Source organism: Clostridium thermarum (genome assembly GCF_006351925.1).
GTDB lineage: Bacteria > Bacillota > Clostridia > Clostridiales > Clostridiaceae > Clostridium_AU > Clostridium_AU thermarum.
The window spans coordinates 1,026,138-1,043,173 of sequence record NZ_CP040924.1 but is presented as its reverse complement, the minus strand read 5'-3'; the positions used below and the strand labels follow the sequence as shown (position 1 = coordinate 1,043,173).

Genomic DNA, 17,036 nt, shown 5'->3' with positions numbered 1-17,036 from the left:
TCACCACTAACCTTCCTCTATTATCTCCATGAGGTATTGTCCATACCCGGTTTTAATAAGCGGCTTAGCCAGCTCTCTCACCTGGTCTCTGCTTATCCAGCCCTTCCTATAGGAAATCTCCTCCAGACAGGCAATATAGGTTCCCTGAGTATTCTGCACAGCCTCAACAAAGTTTGAAGCCTGAAGCATTGCCCCGTGAGTTCCGGTATCCATCCAGGCCATACCTCTTCCAAGCAGATTTACCTTTAAGGTACCTTCCTGCAGATACAGTTTGTTCAGATCTGTGATTTCCAGTTCGCCTCTGGGAGAGGGTTTTAAGGACTTTGCCTTTTCTGCCACGGTATTGTCATAGAAGTATAGGCCCGGCACGGCATACTTTGACTTTGGCTTTTCCGGCTTTTCCTCCAGGGAAATTACATTGCCGGCACCATCAAATTCCACCACTCCAAAGGCCCTTGGATTTTGAACATAATAGCCAAAGATCATAGCTCCCTTTTCTATGGCCGCGGCCTTTTTCAGATGGTCGCTGAAGCTCTGGCCCCAGAAGATATTATCCCCCAGTATCATGGCTACCTTGTCACGGCCTATAAAATTCTCACCAATTATAAAGGCCTCTGCCAAGCCATTAGGAGCCTGTTGGATTGCATATTCAATGTGAAGCCCCAGTTCGTGGCCATCGCCAAAAAGTTCTTTAAAGCCTGCAATATCTCTTGACGTTGAAATAATAAGAATTTCTCTGATACCTGCCAGCATCAGCACTGACATGGGATAGTAGATCATCGGTTTATCATAGATTGGTACGATTTGCTTTGAAATAGCCTTGGTCACAGGATATAGTCTGGTTCCTGAACCTCCCGCCAATATTATGCCCTTCATTGCTTCTCCTCCTTTTGGATATTTTTCCAGTAAGCCTTATTTGAAGAATACTTAATTCTCTTTTCCATGGAAAGATTTTTATACCTTTTTCCAAGATAACTTCCAGCCAATCTGCTGGCAAAGTTGGGTATGGCCTGGACTGCAGCCTTTATATTACCTTCTTTTATAGCCTGGGTAATGACATATTTAGCTATGCTGAACCCGCTGTCACTGGTCTTAAAATCTGAAAACTCCGGATTTTCCTTAAAAAATACACCGGTGTCAAAATACCTGCTGAAAATCTGTTTAAGGGTGAAAATATGGTAATGAACTACCTCTGAATCACTGCAATACTTGATCCTATAGCCCTTATCTATCAATTTACTGGCCATATACATATCTTCATTTATAATGAGATTCTTTCCGTCATAACCATTTAATTCCCTGAAGACAGAGGCCTTAATTGCAGAAGAAGCATCGGAATAAAAAAATGTCATCAGACCATATTCAGGTATATCCTTCTTGGATACGATCCTTGACTCCTTGGGATAATTTTTTTCTCTTATATACTTTTCCATGATATTTTCGTCACATATCTGTCTGCTGAAGGAGGCTTCGCATTCTCCCATCTGTATAGGCCTTATCAGGTTTATGAGCCAGTTATCATTTATTATCTGAATATCCTGGGTTATAAATACCAGGATCTCTCCCTTGGCCCTATAGGCCATCCGCTCCCTGGTCTTACTATGGGAAAATTCCTCTGGCTGTATTTTTACATAATCAACTCCCATTTTTCTTAGCAGAGCCTCCGTACCATCGGAAGATTCCGTCAGTACATATAGGAGCTCCACATTGTCTACACCTTTTTGTCTTAAAATATTTTCGTGAAGTTTTTCTATATAATTTTCTGCGTTATATAAAGGACATATTATAGAAACCTCAGTTGCCGAATTTTCTTTATTTTGCACAAAAATTACATCCCTTCTTTTTTTCTACATATTGTATTATCGAAATCAGTCACTTTCATTATACTTATATAGTATGTTGTTATCAACCTAATATTGTATATTTAGCGGAGAAAAACAGAAAATTGCCCCCGGCTGTTTTCTATTATTATTTCCATATAACTTGTCGAAAAATAGAGCAACAACTAAAAGAGGGGCTCGTTACAGCTCCCCTCTTCCCCTTCTTCTACTTCTCCGTTGGTTTTATGTCGTCGAAAATGTACTTAAAGATTTGGTCCTTAGTAGCTTCAGCATCAAATACATAGTACCAGATGCCATCGATGGTCTGGCCCTTACCATAGCTGTCTAAAGGAAATCTCTCCTGTTCTAATTTGTCTATGCCGGAGGTTAGTACTTTCTTACCTGTGTTGATCATATCAAGAGGCTTCATACTTGTCTTTACATATGGTAAAAAGTCCTCTACTATGCCCGGAAGCTTTGTTACTCCGGCACTCTTAACTTCATTGAATATGATCTCAAGGACCTTTCTTTGTCTGTCTGTTCTTTCAAAGTCACCATTTCCTACATGTCTTACCCTTGTATAGGCAACTACCTGCATACCGCTTAGTTTCTGCTTTCCCGGGCCATCAATATATGGAGGATTCTTCATATTCTTTAAAGTAGACAAATCCCATATGTGACCATTCATTTCCTTTACTTCATAGTCTTTTATGTCTATGGTGATACCGCCCAAAGCATCTATTATCTTTTCCATGCCTGAAAAGTCTACAGCTACATAGTCTTTGATGTTCAGGCCAAAGTTCTCATTAATAGTTCTTATAGCCAATTGTGGTCCTCCAAAGGCATAGGCATGGTTAATCTTATCCTTGCCATGGCCATATATATCCACATAGGAATCTCTCATTATGGAAGTGAGCTTCATCTTATTACGCTTACTGTCAAGAGTCAGGATCATAATGGCATCAGAACGGCCCCGTTCATTTTTATCTCTCTTATCCAAGCCAAACAAGGCTATGTTGGTAATATACTCTGAGTAGTCGTGCTTCTCAATCTTCTCTTTAAACTCATCAGTGATACCAATCTCCTTATCAACTTTGGAAATCTCTTCGATCTCAACCTTGTTCAAGAGCTTCATTACATAAAAACCAGCAAAAAACAATAGTGCAAATACCAGAGAAATACAGGTAATTAATATTATCTTATTCCTCTTTTTTTTCTTTCTTTTATTTCTTTCCACCCTATTCATTATTAAACACTCCGATTTTTTCATAATTTATTACTTAAAATATAGACATACAATCATTTTATCACTTGTCTATAATTTGTCAAACAAGAATTAAGTTATTAAGCCTCGGTGAATTTCTGCGATAATTCTTAACTCTTAATTATTTCAAAGTTTCCGGTTTAAAATCTTCTTCATAGATAAATTTGTGAAGGGCTTCCAAATTGGGCTCCTTGTCCCAACCTATGAAATATACCCCATTGGGATATATAACCTCGCTGTAATCATCCAGGGGTAATCTCAACTGCTCTACCTTGCTCATACCCTTGGCTATAAAATCCTTAGCCAGTCCTACGATTTTTCCCTTATCCATGCTAGTCTCAACATATGGCAACATTTCACCGATGGCGTTATTAAGCTCCAGCGGATTGAGCTTTGTGAGCTTATTTATGATTGCTTCCAATACCCTTCTCTGTCTTGCAGTTCTTTCATAATCTCCGTTGCCCACATATCTTATTCTGGCATAGGCAACAGCTTGTCTACCATTTAAAAGCTGCTTGCCGCTGTTTTCCACATAAGGTGGATTGTCATCCTTTTCTATCTTGGAAACCTCTTTTATATAACCATTTAAAACAGATAATTCAGACTGCTTCAGGTCAATTTCTACACCGCCTACATAGTCTATTATCTTCTCCATACCGAAGAAATCTACCTTTATAAAGTCCTTGATATTGGTTTTGAAATTTTCATTTACTGTTTTTACAGTCAGAGCCGCCTTACCATAGGCATAGGTATGGTTCAGCCTATCCTGCTTTTGACCTTCCATGGGGCCGTGACCTTTCATATCCACGATCATATCTCTCATAAGGGAAGTAAGCTTAATTTTATTGTGCTTCTTATCTATAGTGGCAATCATCATCACATCTGATCGGGAGTCCTCATCGGGATCCCTGGCATCTACCCCTATGAGCATGATATTGGTATAGTCGTCGAATACCTCCTCAGTTTCTGGATTGTAGATATCAGGATCGATGCCCTTATCCTCATCCTTATCAGGCAGGGGTGTATATTGAATCTTGTTCAACTGATGCATAGCTAAATAATATGCGGTTCCTGCAATACCTCCAATTATAATTACCAAGGCAGATATCACAGCTATTATTATCTTCTTCTTTTTACTCAGCTTTCCCATGGTTACCCTCCATCTGTCACAATGTCATACATTACGTATTATATGCCTAATTAAGAACTATTTCAACACACATTATATCACCTGATTTACACACTTTGACAAAAGTATGTGTCCTTTTCTCTTAAATATACGTATAAAGTTAATGAAAGGTTTAGTTCAAAAAACGAATTCTTTGTGCTATAATCGTAGATGTAAATACAGAATTATACACAATATACGTATATAATTTTAATTTACTTCAATTATTTATAAAAAACAGTGAAAGAAGGTAAGATATGAGAAGAAAATCGTTGAAAAAAGCATTAAGTTATTTTTGTTTTTTTGTTTTCGCCCTATCAATTTCTGCCGTAAGCAGCACCGTATCAGTACAGGCATCCAGCACCACAATCTCATACTCCATAGATAAGGATAGCTTATCCACTGGGACGTATTTTGATATTTCAGTAAATATAAAAAATGTTTCAAACCTCTATGGCGCCACTTTGGATTTCAAGTATGATCCAACCCTCCTGAACATTGTGGGCATAGAGAAGGGAACCCTCTTTAATAATCAGGATGTGAACAGCGCTATTTTAGTAGACAACCGCTCCACCGGCTATATCAGCTTCAGCGCACTGTTAAAGGGAAACAGAACAGGCCTAACAAGTACTGCCTCAACACTTTTTGTAATAAAGGCCCAGGCCTTAAGATCCGGCAGCATGACCCTGCAGACCATCAGTGACAACTCAGGTCTAAGTAATCCAGGCAATAATGTCAGAATTAAGCTGGCGGATGATTCTGTAGTAACAAAGCCCATCAGCTATACTGCAAGTCCCTTTGTTTTAAGCATCGGTTCCAAAGAGTTCTCGCGTTATGCCGGCAGTAACAGATACAGTACCTCTGTTGAAATTTCAAAGGCCGGTTGGTCTCAATCAGATTACATAGTAATTGCTACCGGTCAGGATTATCCGGATGCCTTATGCGCAACCCCTTTGGCAGGAAAGTATAATGCACCCATACTGTTGAGTTACTCAACAGCCTTGGATCCATCAGTGGAACAGGAAATTAAGCGGTTAAAGGCAAAGACAGCCTTTATTGTGGGAGGTACTGGTGTTATCTCTCCAATAGTTGAAAATAAGTTAAAGAGCCTTGGCTTAAATGTTACCAGAATCGCCGGAGCAAACAGATACGAAACCTCTGCCCAGGTGGCAAAGCATCTGTCCTCAAGCCAGACGGCCTTTGTGGTAACCGGCACTAACTATCCAGATGCCCTGTCTATAGCATCCTTGGCAGCCTACAAAAAAGCGCCTATATTACTGACCGCTCCACAGGCTATGGATCCTTCAGTAAAAAAGGTAATTGCCAACGGTGTGATAAAGAACACCAATGTCATCGGAGGACCAGCTTTAATTAACGATACCTTGATGAAGACCTTCCCTAATCCAAAGAGGATTTACGGCATCAACCGCTATGAGACCAATGCCTTAATATTAAGCTCCTTTGCAGGGGACTTCAACTTTGCCAATGCCTTTGTAGCAACAGGAACACACTTTGCGGACGCCCTATCCAGCTCCGCCCTGGCAGGCCGCTACGGTGCTCCCATAATATTAACAAGCCCAGACATGTCCAATAACGTAATAACTAAGTTAAGCGCACGAAGGAGCGAAGTTAAAAAGATCTATCTGCTAGGCGGACCCACTGTGGTGTCAGAAGACATAGCCAGAAAAATATTCGAATAATCGGTAACGAATAATGATCAAAAATAATTAGTAATGAGCAATGAGTAATTAAGGATGAAAGTCAGCCCAAAAGGCTGACTTTCTTTAATATATATAATAAAAAGACATTTTTTAACTTTCGCTAAAAAATGTCCACCTTAATTACTCACTACTAATTACTAATTATTAATTGACTTATGCCCATTCTTTCTTTTGTGAATTTCACGATGTAGGCAGCTTTTTCTTGTTTCTCCTCCGTCTTTCCCCCTATGGTTACAGCAATTACCTGGTTAACGGTAACTTCAAAACTGTCCTTGTCTTTGTCTTTGATGCTTTCGATATCGAAGGTCACAAATTCTATGGTGGCCTTTTTGGCCTTGTAGTCTGCCACCTGTTTGCTCACATAAGTGCTGAATTCGCTATCCGGCATTATTACGTTGTCCAGAACTGAAGAATCTATATTATCTTTACTTACTACCGCAGGATAGAGATTTGAGTAGTTCAGGATTAATTCTTCTACATAAAAGGTCTCCGGCCTGCTGTTGCCTTCGGAACTATCCTTATCTTCCTTATCTGCTGGCAGGTCTGTGGCAGGCGTTTCTGTTTCATCCACAGGCACCTGTGCCGGTTCATCTTCTCCATTTTCAGGTGACTTCTGTGGATCTTCCGTTTCCTTCGCCGGATCCTTGTCACCGGTATTATCCTTTTGCTCTACCTGCGGACTTTCCGATACCTTAGCAGGCTCCTTCTTAAAATCCTTAAATATAAACACGGAAACAGCAACAGCTATTGCAAATATTGCTATAACGAATTTTTTCATATCTCATACACCTCCTGGAAATCAATGTAAGCCTATTGATTTCTGCTTAACTCATAGTTATAAATTGCTACGGCATCATTTCCCTCATTGATAAATCTGGTTTTCAGGCCGTTAAGCAAGGCTGCATCTCCGGGGTTGCTGGGATCATAGCTTGCAAAATAAACATCTAACTTAGCCCTTTCCAAATAAATCTTCTTTATAAAGTCCAATTCATCCACAGGATTTTGCAGATAGGCCGCTATGATTACCCCATTCTTAGTATAAGATCCTGTGGGCCCTCCGGCGCCGTAAACCCCATGCTGCACTGCTGTAGACCAGACTGCATTTCTGAAGGCAAAGCTCTTTTGATTTGTATCTATACCGGTGTTTTTGAATATGAGGTCCACTGCCCTGTCATAATAGAGCTTTTTAACGTAATCTCTTTGAAGGGCTAAGAACTCATCGTAGTGCAGGGCCGCCAGTGCCTTCCACCGGGCATCAAAATTGGTGCCAAAGGTTCCCCCGTCGGCCTTTTTAGCGTTAGACAGAAGGGTATAGAAGTTTACATTAGTATCTGCCAAATATACCAGGAAGTTGTCCACTGTACCAACCTTGGATGCAAACTGCCAAGCTCCGTAGGATTTGCCTCCCCTGTCACTGGGGAGGTTGGATATAATACCTGGATCCCCGTTGGACTCATACTTGCCCGATAGGACACCAAGTCTTGTACCCATTCTGTCATCGTTTATGGTCAATATATAGGCAGAGGCTACATAGCCGGTGGTGATGGTTCCATTTATATCCACGTTAATCTTAAACCAAAGAATACCTTGATTTACCTTTTCTCCGATGATCTCAACCTTTGCTCCGTTATACAGGGACCCAATTACCTTGTCAGTAGTTGATGGGCCCTGCCTTAAGTTAAGTGATTGAGAAACTGCCACCCTTCCTTCAACCACAGTTTCCATGTCCTTCTTTGAATTTCCTTCGGTGGTTATTTTATAAAGCCTGTTCTCATCAGAGGCATTGGTATAGAAGATCCAATTGCCATCCATCAGGAGCTTGGCACTGTTACTGTCCAATGGCAGCTTTTCATTTTGCATTGCAGTCCTTTCACTGCCGTCAGTTTTCATCTTATACAGTCTTCCGTCTTCCCTGGCCGTATAATATATGAATCCATTGTTTACATTTAAAGAAAAGGCCGTGTAGTCCGCTACCTTTATCAAATCATTTCCTTCTAAGTTCATGGAATAAATCTTACTGTCAACGCCGCTGACATAGTAGATCCTGCCCTCATCATAGGCAAAGTTTGTTACCTGTACTGAGCTCACAGGCATTTTGCCCGTACCATCAATATTAATTCTAAAAAGCAGGTTCCCTTGGCTGCTGTTAATATAGTAGATGGTGGTGCCTCTCACAATAAATTTATTTACAGGCTCCTCAGATATGAGGACACTTCCTTGACCGTTTAAGCTGGATTTATAAAGCTTTTTATCTGCAGAAGATTTATAGTATATATATTGACCTGAAACTGTAAAGTCCTCTACCGGTACAGAAACTACCAAGGTCCTTCCACTGCCGTCAATTTTGATTGAATAAATTTTACCGCCGTCACTGCCATTTCTATAGTAGATCTTATTCCCTATTAAATTAAGACTTGATACCTGGTCATCAGTAAGCTTCACCTTTAATTCACTGTTTAATTTAGATTTATACAGTTTATTTTTGTCCTGAGTGTTTCTGTAATACACCAGGTCCCCGTCTACCACCACATAGGAGGAGTTCAGCAAGTTGCTGTGGGTATTGCCTATGGAGTAATAGTCGTTGTCTGCAAACTTTTCATCAAAACCCTTGGATATAAGGGTCATGTCATATACGTCCACATGGCCGTCACCGTTCACATCATAGAGCTTGTCTGCTTTTTCATAGTAGTTCACAGCTAAATGGTAATCTTCCATATCAACTATACCATCGCCGTTTAAATCCAGACTGCCGATAGCTTGTACTTTTTTTGAATAACCTGCCAACATGGCGGACACCATTACCAGCGCCACCATTCTATTGTTAAAAATTCTTTTAAGCCTCAAAATATCACCTCACAAAAACCTAAGGGCCAGTCCGCCTCATGATAACATTATACTACAAAATCCGAGCTATGTTTAAAAATAATTTTAAAAAAATTAAAAAACCGTGTCGTTAATACGCGGTTTTTTATCTGAAAGAGCCTGATTTATACAAATTATTTAATTTTCCTCACAGAAATGAAGGTCCAGAAATACAGGGCAACCTTGGGTACAAAGAGCAGGTTGTCAAAGAAGTTCATTACATAAAAGCCGCAAAGAGAACAAAGAAAGCCTGTGTAAAATGCCTTCAGCCAATTATCCCTGCAATCTTTTATGCAGTCATAGACCTTCTTTACCGATAAGACCACCAGGGATATAAAGGCCAGTATGCCTAAGATACCTAACTCACTCCACACCTTGATATAGGAATTATGGGAGGGAAAGTCCCTGTAATCCTGATATCTTAAGTGTGGATACCTGTCTACATAGTCATTATAATTTGTGACATAGTTGCCGTTTCCCACCCCAAAGATGGGATTGTTCTGAATCATTTTCAAGCCTGCTGCCCATAGCTTTACCCTTGAGGAATTAAGGGAGGCATCAAAGATAGAAAAGATTCTGGAGTTAAGGGGCTTAAATAACAGACTCATCAGGGATAGAGACCCAAGTACCCAGATATACTTCCAGCTCACCAGAAAAACAAGCACTGCTAATGCAGCAACCCCACCCAGGAATACGCTTCTTGAACCAGTGAAGAAGATATTGACAGCAAAGATCAGTGCCATGGCTGCATAGAGGAACTTATACTTAAGGTCCTTCACCTTTGCCGCCAGAATTATCACCGGAAAGAGAAATAATATCAGGTAGGCCGCCAAGGTATTTGGATTGTCTAGGGTTGAGGTAATTCTCTTGGTATTTGTATCACTGTATATAAATTCCGGGTTCAAATTATAATTGGTAAAATACTGGTATATACCAAAGCAAGCAACCACAGCGGCAGAAGCTAAGCACACCTTCAATATTTTCAAGTGCCGCTCTGAGCTTCGGTATTCAGTCTGAATTATGTACACCAGGGCTGCAAAGGACCCCAGTCTAAAGGTTTCACTTATGGCAATGCCTCTATCTTTAGCATAGAATATGGAGATGGTCATAGCAGCAAATAAAATCATCAGGGCCACATTGAATTTATCACAGAAAAAAGCCTTCAGGTTATTCCAGAACTTCCCGCGGTTTTCTTTAAAGCCTGTCAGGTAGATAAAGTAAAGCATAAAAATAGTGAGCAAGAGCAAATCTGCCGTGGGGATAGGTCTATTGAGCACCATCACTTTTAAAGGCAATAAGGGTGTTAAAAATAAATATGTACTGAAAAGATAAAATATAATACTTCTGAAACGGCTCATATTAATCTCCTAAACTACAATTTTGTCATGCTATACTCTATTATATACCTTCAATACTTTGTATTCAACCGTACTGTTCAGGGTAAATATAATTACATAATAAGTACAAGCAATCTATCAATTATATGTTGAAGTGCAGCACTTTATCTGCTATATTATTTAGGTAAAATACTCTCTTAAGTAGGTGTAATAATGGAAGAAGCTTCAAAGGGAATTATAATCGATATACATAGAGACATAGAAAATAAGAAATTTCACTTTATTATCAAGAGGATATTGGATATCCTCCTGTCCCTTATTGGAATCATCCTCCTCTTGCCAGTTTTTTTGATAATAATGGTGATGATCAGGTTGGACTCCAAGGGGCCGGCCCTGTTCAAGCAGGTAAGAGTAGGTAAGGACAGTAAGAATTTTGTTATATACAAGTTTAGGACTATGGTAGCAGACGCTGAAGCTAAACGGCAGCTGGAAATCAATCCTGAGGATATCAGCAATTTTGTGTTTCAAAGCAAAAGCGATAACAGGATCACAAAGGTGGGTGCCTTCCTGAGAAAGACCAGTTTAGATGAGCTGCCCCAGCTTTTTAATGTGCTCATAGGAAATATGAGCCTTGTGGGACCAAGGCCTGAAATACCGGATGTAGTCAAGTTCTATCCTGAAGAGTATAGACAGCGGCTCCTTGTTAGCCCTGGCATCACAGGCCTTGCCCAGGTCAGCGGCAGAGGGGAAATAGAGCTTGGCAAGACTATCTCCTATGATTTGACCTATATAAAAAATTTCACTGTCTGGTATGATATCAAGATCTTGTTCAAAACCTTGTCAGCAGTTCTAAAAAAAGAAGGAGCAATGTAAAAAAAAGTGGCACATGCCACTTTTTCTATTTTGAATACTTTTCTGCTATTCTCTTTACAGCATATATTACATCCTCTACATCTTCATCAGTCATGGATGGATATAAAGGCAGGGATAGAATCCTATCAAAATATGCTTCAGTAATGGGGAAGTCCCCTCTCTTATAGCCGTAGGTATTTACATAATAGGACATGAGGTGTACAGGTATAAAGTGTACGCTTACACCTATGTTCTCAATGCCCATCTCTTCTATGAACTTATCTCTGTCTATTGTAAGCCTGCTAAGGTCCAGCTGCAGTACATATAAGTGCCAGGAATGTTTTGCATAGGAAGGAGCTTCAGGAATAATAAGCTGAGGCATTGCTCCAAAGACCTCATTATAGACCCTGGCTATTTCCTCTCTTCTCTCCTGCATCCTATGGATCTTATCTAACTGCCTGAGTCCCAAGGCAGCCTGAATATCAAACATGTTGTACTTATACCCCGGATATTCTATATCATATCTCCAGTTTCCGCCCTTACCGTACCTGTTCCAGGCAGCCTTGGTCATACCGTGACAGCTCAATACTCTTGCCTTTTCGGCTATATCATCAGCATTGGTAGTCAGCATGCCCCCTTCTCCTGTAGCCAGGTTTTTTGTGGCATAAAAGCTAAAGCAGGCCGCTGTTCCTTCTGCCCCAATAAATTTGCCCTTATACTCCGTATAGATAGCATGGGCAGCATCCTCAGAGACAAAAAGGTTATGCTTCTTCGCAATCCTTCTTATTTCATCCATGTTGCAGGCCTGGCCGGAGTAATGTACAGGCACTATGGCCTTAGTCCTATCTGTGATCTTCTCCTCTATTTTAGCCGGATCTATACAGAAGGTTTCAGGGTCAATATCCACAAATACCGGTGTTGCTCCGGCGTGTATTATTGTGTTTGCAGTGGCGGAAAAGGTCATGGGGGTTGTGATTACTTCATCCCCGGGCCCTACCCCTGCTGCAATCAAAGCTATATGTAAGGCTGCAGTGCAGGAATTCATGGCAATGGCATGCTTTGCTCCTACAAATTCAGCAAACCTCTTCTCTAACTCTATTGTTCTCGGTCCCTTGGCTATCCAGCCGGATTTTAATGCTGCTGTAACTTCATTTATTTCTTCTTCTTCAATCATTGGCAGTGAATAAGGAAGAAACTCTTTTCTTATTTCTGTTTTTGACATTATAAACACCTCTATTATTATTAATAGTATTGCCCTATTTTCTGCACAGATCCAGCAAAATAGTTTCTAATTTTCTTGTAATAGCGTCCCTTGAATAGTTTTCCATTACATATCTTCTTCCATACCTGCCCATTTCTCTGCTTTTATCATAATCTCTATATAGGGTCAATACAGCCTGGGCTACTGCCTCCGGATTTTCAGGTTCCACGGTTATACCCGCCTGAGCCCTGTCAATCAATTCTTTGGCTTCACCTTCTACAGCCATTATTATGGGCAGTTCCGATGCCAGGGCTTCAAACATCTTGGAGGGAAGGGCTCCCTTAAACAATTCCAGCTTTTTCAGCGGTATTACAGTGGCATCCATAGAAGCAATTATGGCCGGCATCTTAGCCTTTGGCTGCATGGGATGAAAGTCTACATTTTTCAGCCCCTTTTCTCTAACCATGGCTATGAGTTTATCTTTCTCCGGCCCTTCTCCGAAAAATAAGAATCTGATGTCCTCATACTCCTTCAGTCTTTCTGCCGCTTCTATTATTACCTCCAAGCCTTGGGCCAGGCCATGGATTCCCGCATAGCATACAGCAAACTTACCATCTATATTTAATTCTTTTCTTAGATCTTCACTTCTATTCTCTCTTCTGAAAAATTCCGTATCCACACCGTTGGTTATCAGGTGCACCTTATTCTTGTCAAAGCCTCTGGAAACAATGTTATCAACAATTCCTCGTGTTTGGCCCGTTACTGCCGCAGCCTTCCTGTAGCAGAACTCCTCCAGCCAGGTGGACATCTTAATAAACAGTTTGTTATTGAGAACTCCAAGCTTTACAGCAGATTCAGGCCATAGGTCCGATACGTTGAAGATAAACTTTGCCTTCTTCAACTTTGACAGTACGTAGCCGGACCAGCCCAGAAACAGGGGTGGTGATTCAGTGATAATCACATCCTGCTTTTCTATATACTTAGATCCCTGCAGGAGGGAAGAAAAGGTGAAGGAAAGATAATTCCTCAGCCTCTTTGTAAAGCTCTTATCCTTGGAGGCGTAAATACTGGTTCTTACGATTCTTATGCCTTCCAATTCCTCTACCCAGGTCTTTCTGCCCTTATATTCATCAAATATCTCCCCCTTGGGGTAATTGGGCATAGCCGTCAAAATACTTACCTCGTGGCCAAACTTCTTAAGCATCCTGGCAAACTCAAAAATTCTGTTTTGAGGCGCTCCTACCTCCGGCGGACAGTATTGAGTAAGAAATAAAATTTTCATTTGTTCACCTCTTATGCCTGCTCATTTATTGCTGCTAATATCTTGTGGGCAGCCTTTCCGTCACCGAATATATCCTTCTGGGGCTGGTCCGGTACAAAGCCTTGTATTGCCGCCAGGATCTTTTCCTTATCTGTTCCAGCAATTACGTTCCAGCCATTTTCCACGGTTTCTACCCACTCAGTCTCATCCCTCATAGTTATACAGGGCTTTTTCATAAAGAAGGCCTCTTTCTGAACTCCGCCGCTGTCAGTAACTATTTTCTCCCCATGCATCTCAAGACTTATCATATCCAGATATCCTACCGGCTCAATTACCCTCACATTGGAGTTAAAGCTCAGGCCATATTGTTCTATATACTTTGTAGTCCTGGGATGCAGAGGAAGCACAATGGCAGTGCCGCTTTCATTTAAAGCTTCAATAATGCCTTTCAGCCTGTTTATGTCATTGGTGTTTTCCGCCCTGTGAATGGTGGTCAAAATAAAAGGCTTACCCTCTAAACCCAAGTCTTTGATAATGGTAGACTTTTCTTCAGCAATGGTTTTAAAGTGCAGGATTGCGTCATACATCACATCCCCTACATTAACTGCGTTTTTAATGCCTTCGTTTATAAGGTTTTTTACGGCAGTTTCCGTAGGTGCAAAAACATACCTGGAAATATGGTCTGTAAGTATTCTGTTCTGCTCCTCCGGCATGTTCATGTTAAAGCTTCTCAGTCCTGCTTCCACATGGGCAACAGGAATCAGGAGCTTACTGGCACAAAGAGCTGCAGCCAAGGTAGAGTTGGTATCGCCGTAAACTAACACCAGGTCCGGCTTTTCCTTCAGATATATTTCCTCCAGGGCTATGAGCATTTCTCCTGTCTGCTTTCCATGACTGCCGGAGCCTACCCCTAAGTTGTAATCCGGCTTAGGTATGTTTAACTCGTCAAAAAAAATCTTAGACATGTTTTCATCATAGTGCTGGCCGGTATGTACCAGAATTTCCTGGTGCTGGCTGCGTATTACATTGGAAACCGCAGCAGCCTTAATAAATTGGGGCCTTGCACCTACTACAGTGATAATTTTCATAGTTTATTCACTTCCTCTGTTACTTATTAAATTTTCATATATGTCTTTAACTTTAGAAAAGTTGTTTTCTATATCAAAGTTGTTTTCCACATGTACTCTTGCACATTGGCCCATGCTTTTTCTCAGAGCTTCATCTAGGATAAGTTTGTTTATGGCTTCTGCATAGGCCTCAGGCGACCTCTCTCTCACCACCAGGCCGGTCTTATTTTCAACCGTTACCTCAAGCAGACCATCTGCATCAGAAACCACCACAGGTGTACCGCAGGCCTGAGCTTCTACAGCCGCTACACCAAAACTTTCTCTAAGGGATGGAAATACGGCTATATGAAACCTGTTAAAGGCTTTAACTACCTCTTCTTCCGGCAGTCTGCCAAAAATAGTTACAGCCTGATCTATTTTTAAATCCTTACAAAGCTTCAGAAGATAGTCCCTTTGGCTGCCCTCACCGGCTATTTCCAGGGCAATATTTTTATTAGACTTGTATAGATGGGCAAAAGCCCTTATCAGTGTCTCTATGCCATAGACTTCCTCTAAAGCCTTCACCGTACCTATTATAATCTTTTGCTCTACAGTATTCTTATTCCACATGGGCTGATACTTGTTGATGTCTACCCCAAAGGGAGTTATAAGCATTTCTGTATCCAGATATTTGCGGGCCTCCTTAGCCATAGCCTTGCTGGTGGACATTATTATATCAGCTGCTTTCAAATTGTACTGGAGCATCTTTTTAAATATATATCCCTTTCTAGGGAAATCATACACATCACTTCCCCATAGGGAAAGTATATAGGGATGATAATCGGCTAAGGCTCCAAGCAATCCATAACTAGAGGCATAGTGGGCATGAAGTATATCCGGTTTTATCTCCTTTACCAACCGTCTTACTTCTTTAAATCTTAATATATACTCAAATTTGCCCAGGACCCCGGAAGCCTTGGTCTTTGCCTTATCCACCTTCAGACAGTGTACTTCTGCCCCATCAAGATGCCCCTCATTCAAGGATATGACATGAATTTCATGCCCAAGTTTTTTAAAGTAGTTACACCACTTCTTCGTATGGACACTGTTTATATCTGCAAGATAACATATCTTCATCCAAGCACCTCCCCATGGCTTACAATTCTTCTATGAGCTTAGCCAGCTGTCTTGTCAATTCTTCTCTTTCATAGGTATAGACCTTTTCAAAATCTATCTTTAGAGGCTCCAGCTTTTCCTTCCAGATCATATAGCCCTTCATTATTGCCTCTTCTATTTCACTTATATTCTGGGGATAGCAGCAAAAGCCGGTATTGGTTTCTGATATCAGGTCCCTGGCCACCCCATCAGGTACTGCACCGATTATTATTCTGCCGCTTCTGATGTATTCAAAGATCTTACCCGTATATATTCCTTCGCTTCCGGGACCATCTTCTATAAGCAGCAGCAGGGCAGTGGAGTCTTCTATCTGTTTAATGCTCTCTCTGTGAGGCAAATAGTTTATGCATTGGACCACATTGGGGTATTGCCGTGAAAACTCCTCTATTTCTTCCTTTGCATCTCTTCCGTTATTGCCTACAAATCTTAAGGTAATTTCATCCCTTTTCAGTACTCCACCACTTATGAGATTATCCACGGCCTTAAAAATCCTTTTGGCAGTCCTGTTCCCATAGAGGGTTCCGTTATAGGTGATGGTGTACTTTTCTGTTTTCTTGTTCATATCATAAGCCTGAAAGTCTTCTTCGTCATAGCCATTGGTTATGACGGAGTACTTGGACCTATCAGTATGCACATATCTTTCAATAAAGTCTGAAATTATGGGCTGGCTTACGGCTATAACCCTATCCGCCGCCTCTACAACCTTCTTCTCAAGTTTGCCGTTTATGTATTTGGCTAGTGTACTGTAAACAGCAAAGGGATCTGCAACCCAGGAATCTCTGAAGTCACATATCCAGGGAATCTTGTACCTGTTCTTTAGCTCAAGCCCTATGAGATGACTGGTATAAGGCGCAGAGGTGGAATAGATTACATCTATCTTTTGCTCTTCTATAATCTTACACCCCAGTTCAACCGCATTTTTCTTCCAGCCCTTTTTCTCATCGGGTATATTCACTAACCTATAAATTGAAAGCACAACTTTTTTAGCAAGATTTATACCATACTTCTTCAGCCTCTTAACAAGGGAACTTCTGCCTGGTCCCCTTGGAATATTTTCACTGGCTGAAGACTTACTGCTGCCGCTTTTAATAAGTCTTTCCAAAATTCCTGCAGAAGCCTCAGCCCTATATATTTTAATTTTCCCGGAAGCTTCAGCCTCCATGGATTTATCCATCACATCCACCCTTGAGTCTACCGTTAGAACACTTACATTATAGTCCATCTTACTCAGGTATTTGGCAAACTTCAAGGATCTCTGTACTCCGGCCCCCCCCAGAGGAGGATAGAAATATGCAATAATCAATATATTCTTCAAAATTTTCTCCTCC

At 40.9% G+C, this 17,036-nt stretch carries 14 protein-coding genes; 2 read left to right on the top strand and 12 right to left on the bottom strand.

Annotated features, from left to right (window positions below):
- Nucleotides 1-6: 6 nt before the first annotated feature.
- The 4 genes from rfbA to FHY60_RS04445 all read right to left on the bottom strand — a co-directional run bounded on the left by rfbA (nt 7) and on the right by FHY60_RS04445 (nt 4,234).
- The gene (gene rfbA / locus FHY60_RS04460) at nt 7-876 is read right to left on the bottom strand and encodes a glucose-1-phosphate thymidylyltransferase RfbA (RefSeq protein ID WP_139903816.1); all 870 of its coding nucleotides are present in this window, start codon (nt 874-876) and stop codon (nt 7-9) included.
- The gene (locus tag FHY60_RS04455; RefSeq protein WP_139903814.1) at nt 873-1,823 is read right to left on the bottom strand and encodes a glycosyltransferase family 2 protein; all 951 of its coding nucleotides are present in this window, start codon (nt 1,821-1,823) and stop codon (nt 873-875) included. The genes rfbA and FHY60_RS04455 overlap by 4 nt, the downstream gene beginning before the upstream one ends.
- Before the next feature lie 223 nt (nt 1,824-2,046).
- Nucleotides 2,047-3,066, bottom strand: coding sequence for an LCP family protein (locus FHY60_RS04450; protein ID WP_139903813.1), 1,020 nt, complete (start codon nt 3,064-3,066; stop codon nt 2,047-2,049).
- Between the two features lie 139 nt (nt 3,067-3,205).
- On the bottom strand, nt 3,206-4,234 hold the full coding sequence (locus FHY60_RS04445; protein WP_139903811.1) for an LCP family protein: 1,029 nt from the start codon (nt 4,232-4,234) through the stop codon (nt 3,206-3,208).
- A 275-nt stretch (nt 4,235-4,509) separates the two neighbouring features.
- On the opposite strand from FHY60_RS04445, the gene FHY60_RS04440 reads away from it, so the two are divergent.
- Nucleotides 4,510-5,952, top strand: coding sequence for a cell wall-binding repeat-containing protein (locus FHY60_RS04440; RefSeq protein ID WP_139903809.1), 1,443 nt, complete (start codon nt 4,510-4,512; stop codon nt 5,950-5,952).
- A 151-nt stretch (nt 5,953-6,103) separates the two neighbouring features.
- On the opposite strand, the gene FHY60_RS04435 is transcribed toward FHY60_RS04440, so the two are convergent.
- The 3 genes from FHY60_RS04435 to FHY60_RS04425 all read right to left on the bottom strand — a co-directional run bounded on the left by FHY60_RS04435 (nt 6,104) and on the right by FHY60_RS04425 (nt 10,061).
- Entirely contained in the window at nt 6,104-6,751 is a 648-nt protein-coding gene (locus FHY60_RS04435) for a TcaA NTF2-like domain-containing protein (RefSeq protein WP_139903807.1), read from the bottom strand.
- Between the two features lie 32 nt (nt 6,752-6,783).
- Nucleotides 6,784-8,817: a DUF5050 domain-containing protein gene (locus FHY60_RS04430; protein WP_139903805.1), complete on the bottom strand. Its 2,034-nt coding sequence runs from the start codon at nt 8,815-8,817 to the stop codon at nt 6,784-6,786.
- Nucleotides 8,818-8,969: 152 nt separating this feature from the next.
- Entirely contained in the window at nt 8,970-10,061 is a 1,092-nt protein-coding gene (locus FHY60_RS04425) for an O-antigen ligase family protein (protein ID WP_180375470.1), read from the bottom strand.
- A 324-nt stretch (nt 10,062-10,385) separates the two neighbouring features.
- Here FHY60_RS04425 and FHY60_RS04420 point away from each other — a divergent pair, with 324 nt between their 5' ends.
- Entirely contained in the window at nt 10,386-11,045 is a 660-nt protein-coding gene (locus FHY60_RS04420; protein WP_139903802.1) for a sugar transferase, read from the top strand.
- A 25-nt stretch (nt 11,046-11,070) separates the two neighbouring features.
- Here FHY60_RS04420 and FHY60_RS04415 read toward each other — a convergent pair whose 3' ends face one another.
- From FHY60_RS04415 to FHY60_RS04395, 5 genes are read right to left on the bottom strand one after another with little or no spacing between them, the layout of a single operon-like run.
- Nucleotides 11,071-12,246, bottom strand: a complete 1,176-nt coding sequence (locus FHY60_RS04415) for a DegT/DnrJ/EryC1/StrS family aminotransferase (protein WP_139903800.1) — start codon at nt 12,244-12,246, stop codon at nt 11,071-11,073.
- Nucleotides 12,247-12,280: 34 nt separating this feature from the next.
- Nucleotides 12,281-13,507: a glycosyltransferase family 4 protein gene (locus FHY60_RS04410; protein WP_139903799.1), complete on the bottom strand. Its 1,227-nt coding sequence runs from the start codon at nt 13,505-13,507 to the stop codon at nt 12,281-12,283.
- An 11-nt stretch (nt 13,508-13,518) separates the two neighbouring features.
- Nucleotides 13,519-14,574 (bottom strand): non-hydrolyzing UDP-N-acetylglucosamine 2-epimerase, encoded by a 1,056-nt coding sequence (gene wecB / locus FHY60_RS04405; protein WP_139903797.1) that lies wholly within the window; start codon nt 14,572-14,574, stop codon nt 13,519-13,521.
- Nucleotides 14,575-14,577: 3 nt separating this feature from the next.
- Entirely contained in the window at nt 14,578-15,669 is a 1,092-nt protein-coding gene (locus FHY60_RS04400) for a glycosyltransferase (RefSeq protein ID WP_139903795.1), read from the bottom strand.
- 19 nt (nt 15,670-15,688) lie between these two features.
- Nucleotides 15,689-17,023, bottom strand: a complete 1,335-nt coding sequence (locus tag FHY60_RS04395) for a glycosyltransferase (protein WP_139903793.1) — start codon at nt 17,021-17,023, stop codon at nt 15,689-15,691.
- Nucleotides 17,024-17,036: the final 13 nt, after the last annotated feature.

Bases quoted from the DNA above. Each gene is read 5' to 3' on its own strand.
- FHY60_RS04450 (WP_139903813.1), bottom strand. From the start codon at position 3,066: ATGAATAGGGTGGAAAGAAATAAAAGAAAGAAAAAAAAGAGGAATAAG.
- FHY60_RS04400 (WP_139903795.1), bottom strand. From the start codon at position 15,669: ATGAAGATATGTTATCTTGCAGATATAAACAGTGTCCATACGAAGAAG.
- FHY60_RS04420 (WP_139903802.1), top strand. From the start codon at position 10,386: ATGGAAGAAGCTTCAAAGGGAATTATAATCGATATACATAGAGACATA.
- rfbA (WP_139903816.1), bottom strand. From the start codon at position 876: ATGAAGGGCATAATATTGGCGGGAGGTTCAGGAACCAGACTATATCCT.
- FHY60_RS04425 (WP_180375470.1), bottom strand. From the start codon at position 10,061: ATGCTTTACTTTATCTACCTGACAGGCTTTAAAGAAAACCGCGGGAAG.
- wecB (WP_139903797.1), bottom strand. From the start codon at position 14,574: ATGAAAATTATCACTGTAGTAGGTGCAAGGCCCCAATTTATTAAGGCT.
- FHY60_RS04445 (WP_139903811.1), bottom strand. From the start codon at position 4,234: ATGGGAAAGCTGAGTAAAAAGAAGAAGATAATAATAGCTGTGATATCT.
- FHY60_RS04435 (WP_139903807.1), bottom strand. From the start codon at position 6,751: ATGAAAAAATTCGTTATAGCAATATTTGCAATAGCTGTTGCTGTTTCC.
- FHY60_RS04440 (WP_139903809.1), top strand. From the start codon at position 4,510: ATGAGAAGAAAATCGTTGAAAAAAGCATTAAGTTATTTTTGTTTTTTT.
- FHY60_RS04410 (WP_139903799.1), bottom strand. From the start codon at position 13,507: ATGAAAATTTTATTTCTTACTCAATACTGTCCGCCGGAGGTAGGAGCG.
- FHY60_RS04415 (WP_139903800.1), bottom strand. From the start codon at position 12,246: ATGTCAAAAACAGAAATAAGAAAAGAGTTTCTTCCTTATTCACTGCCA.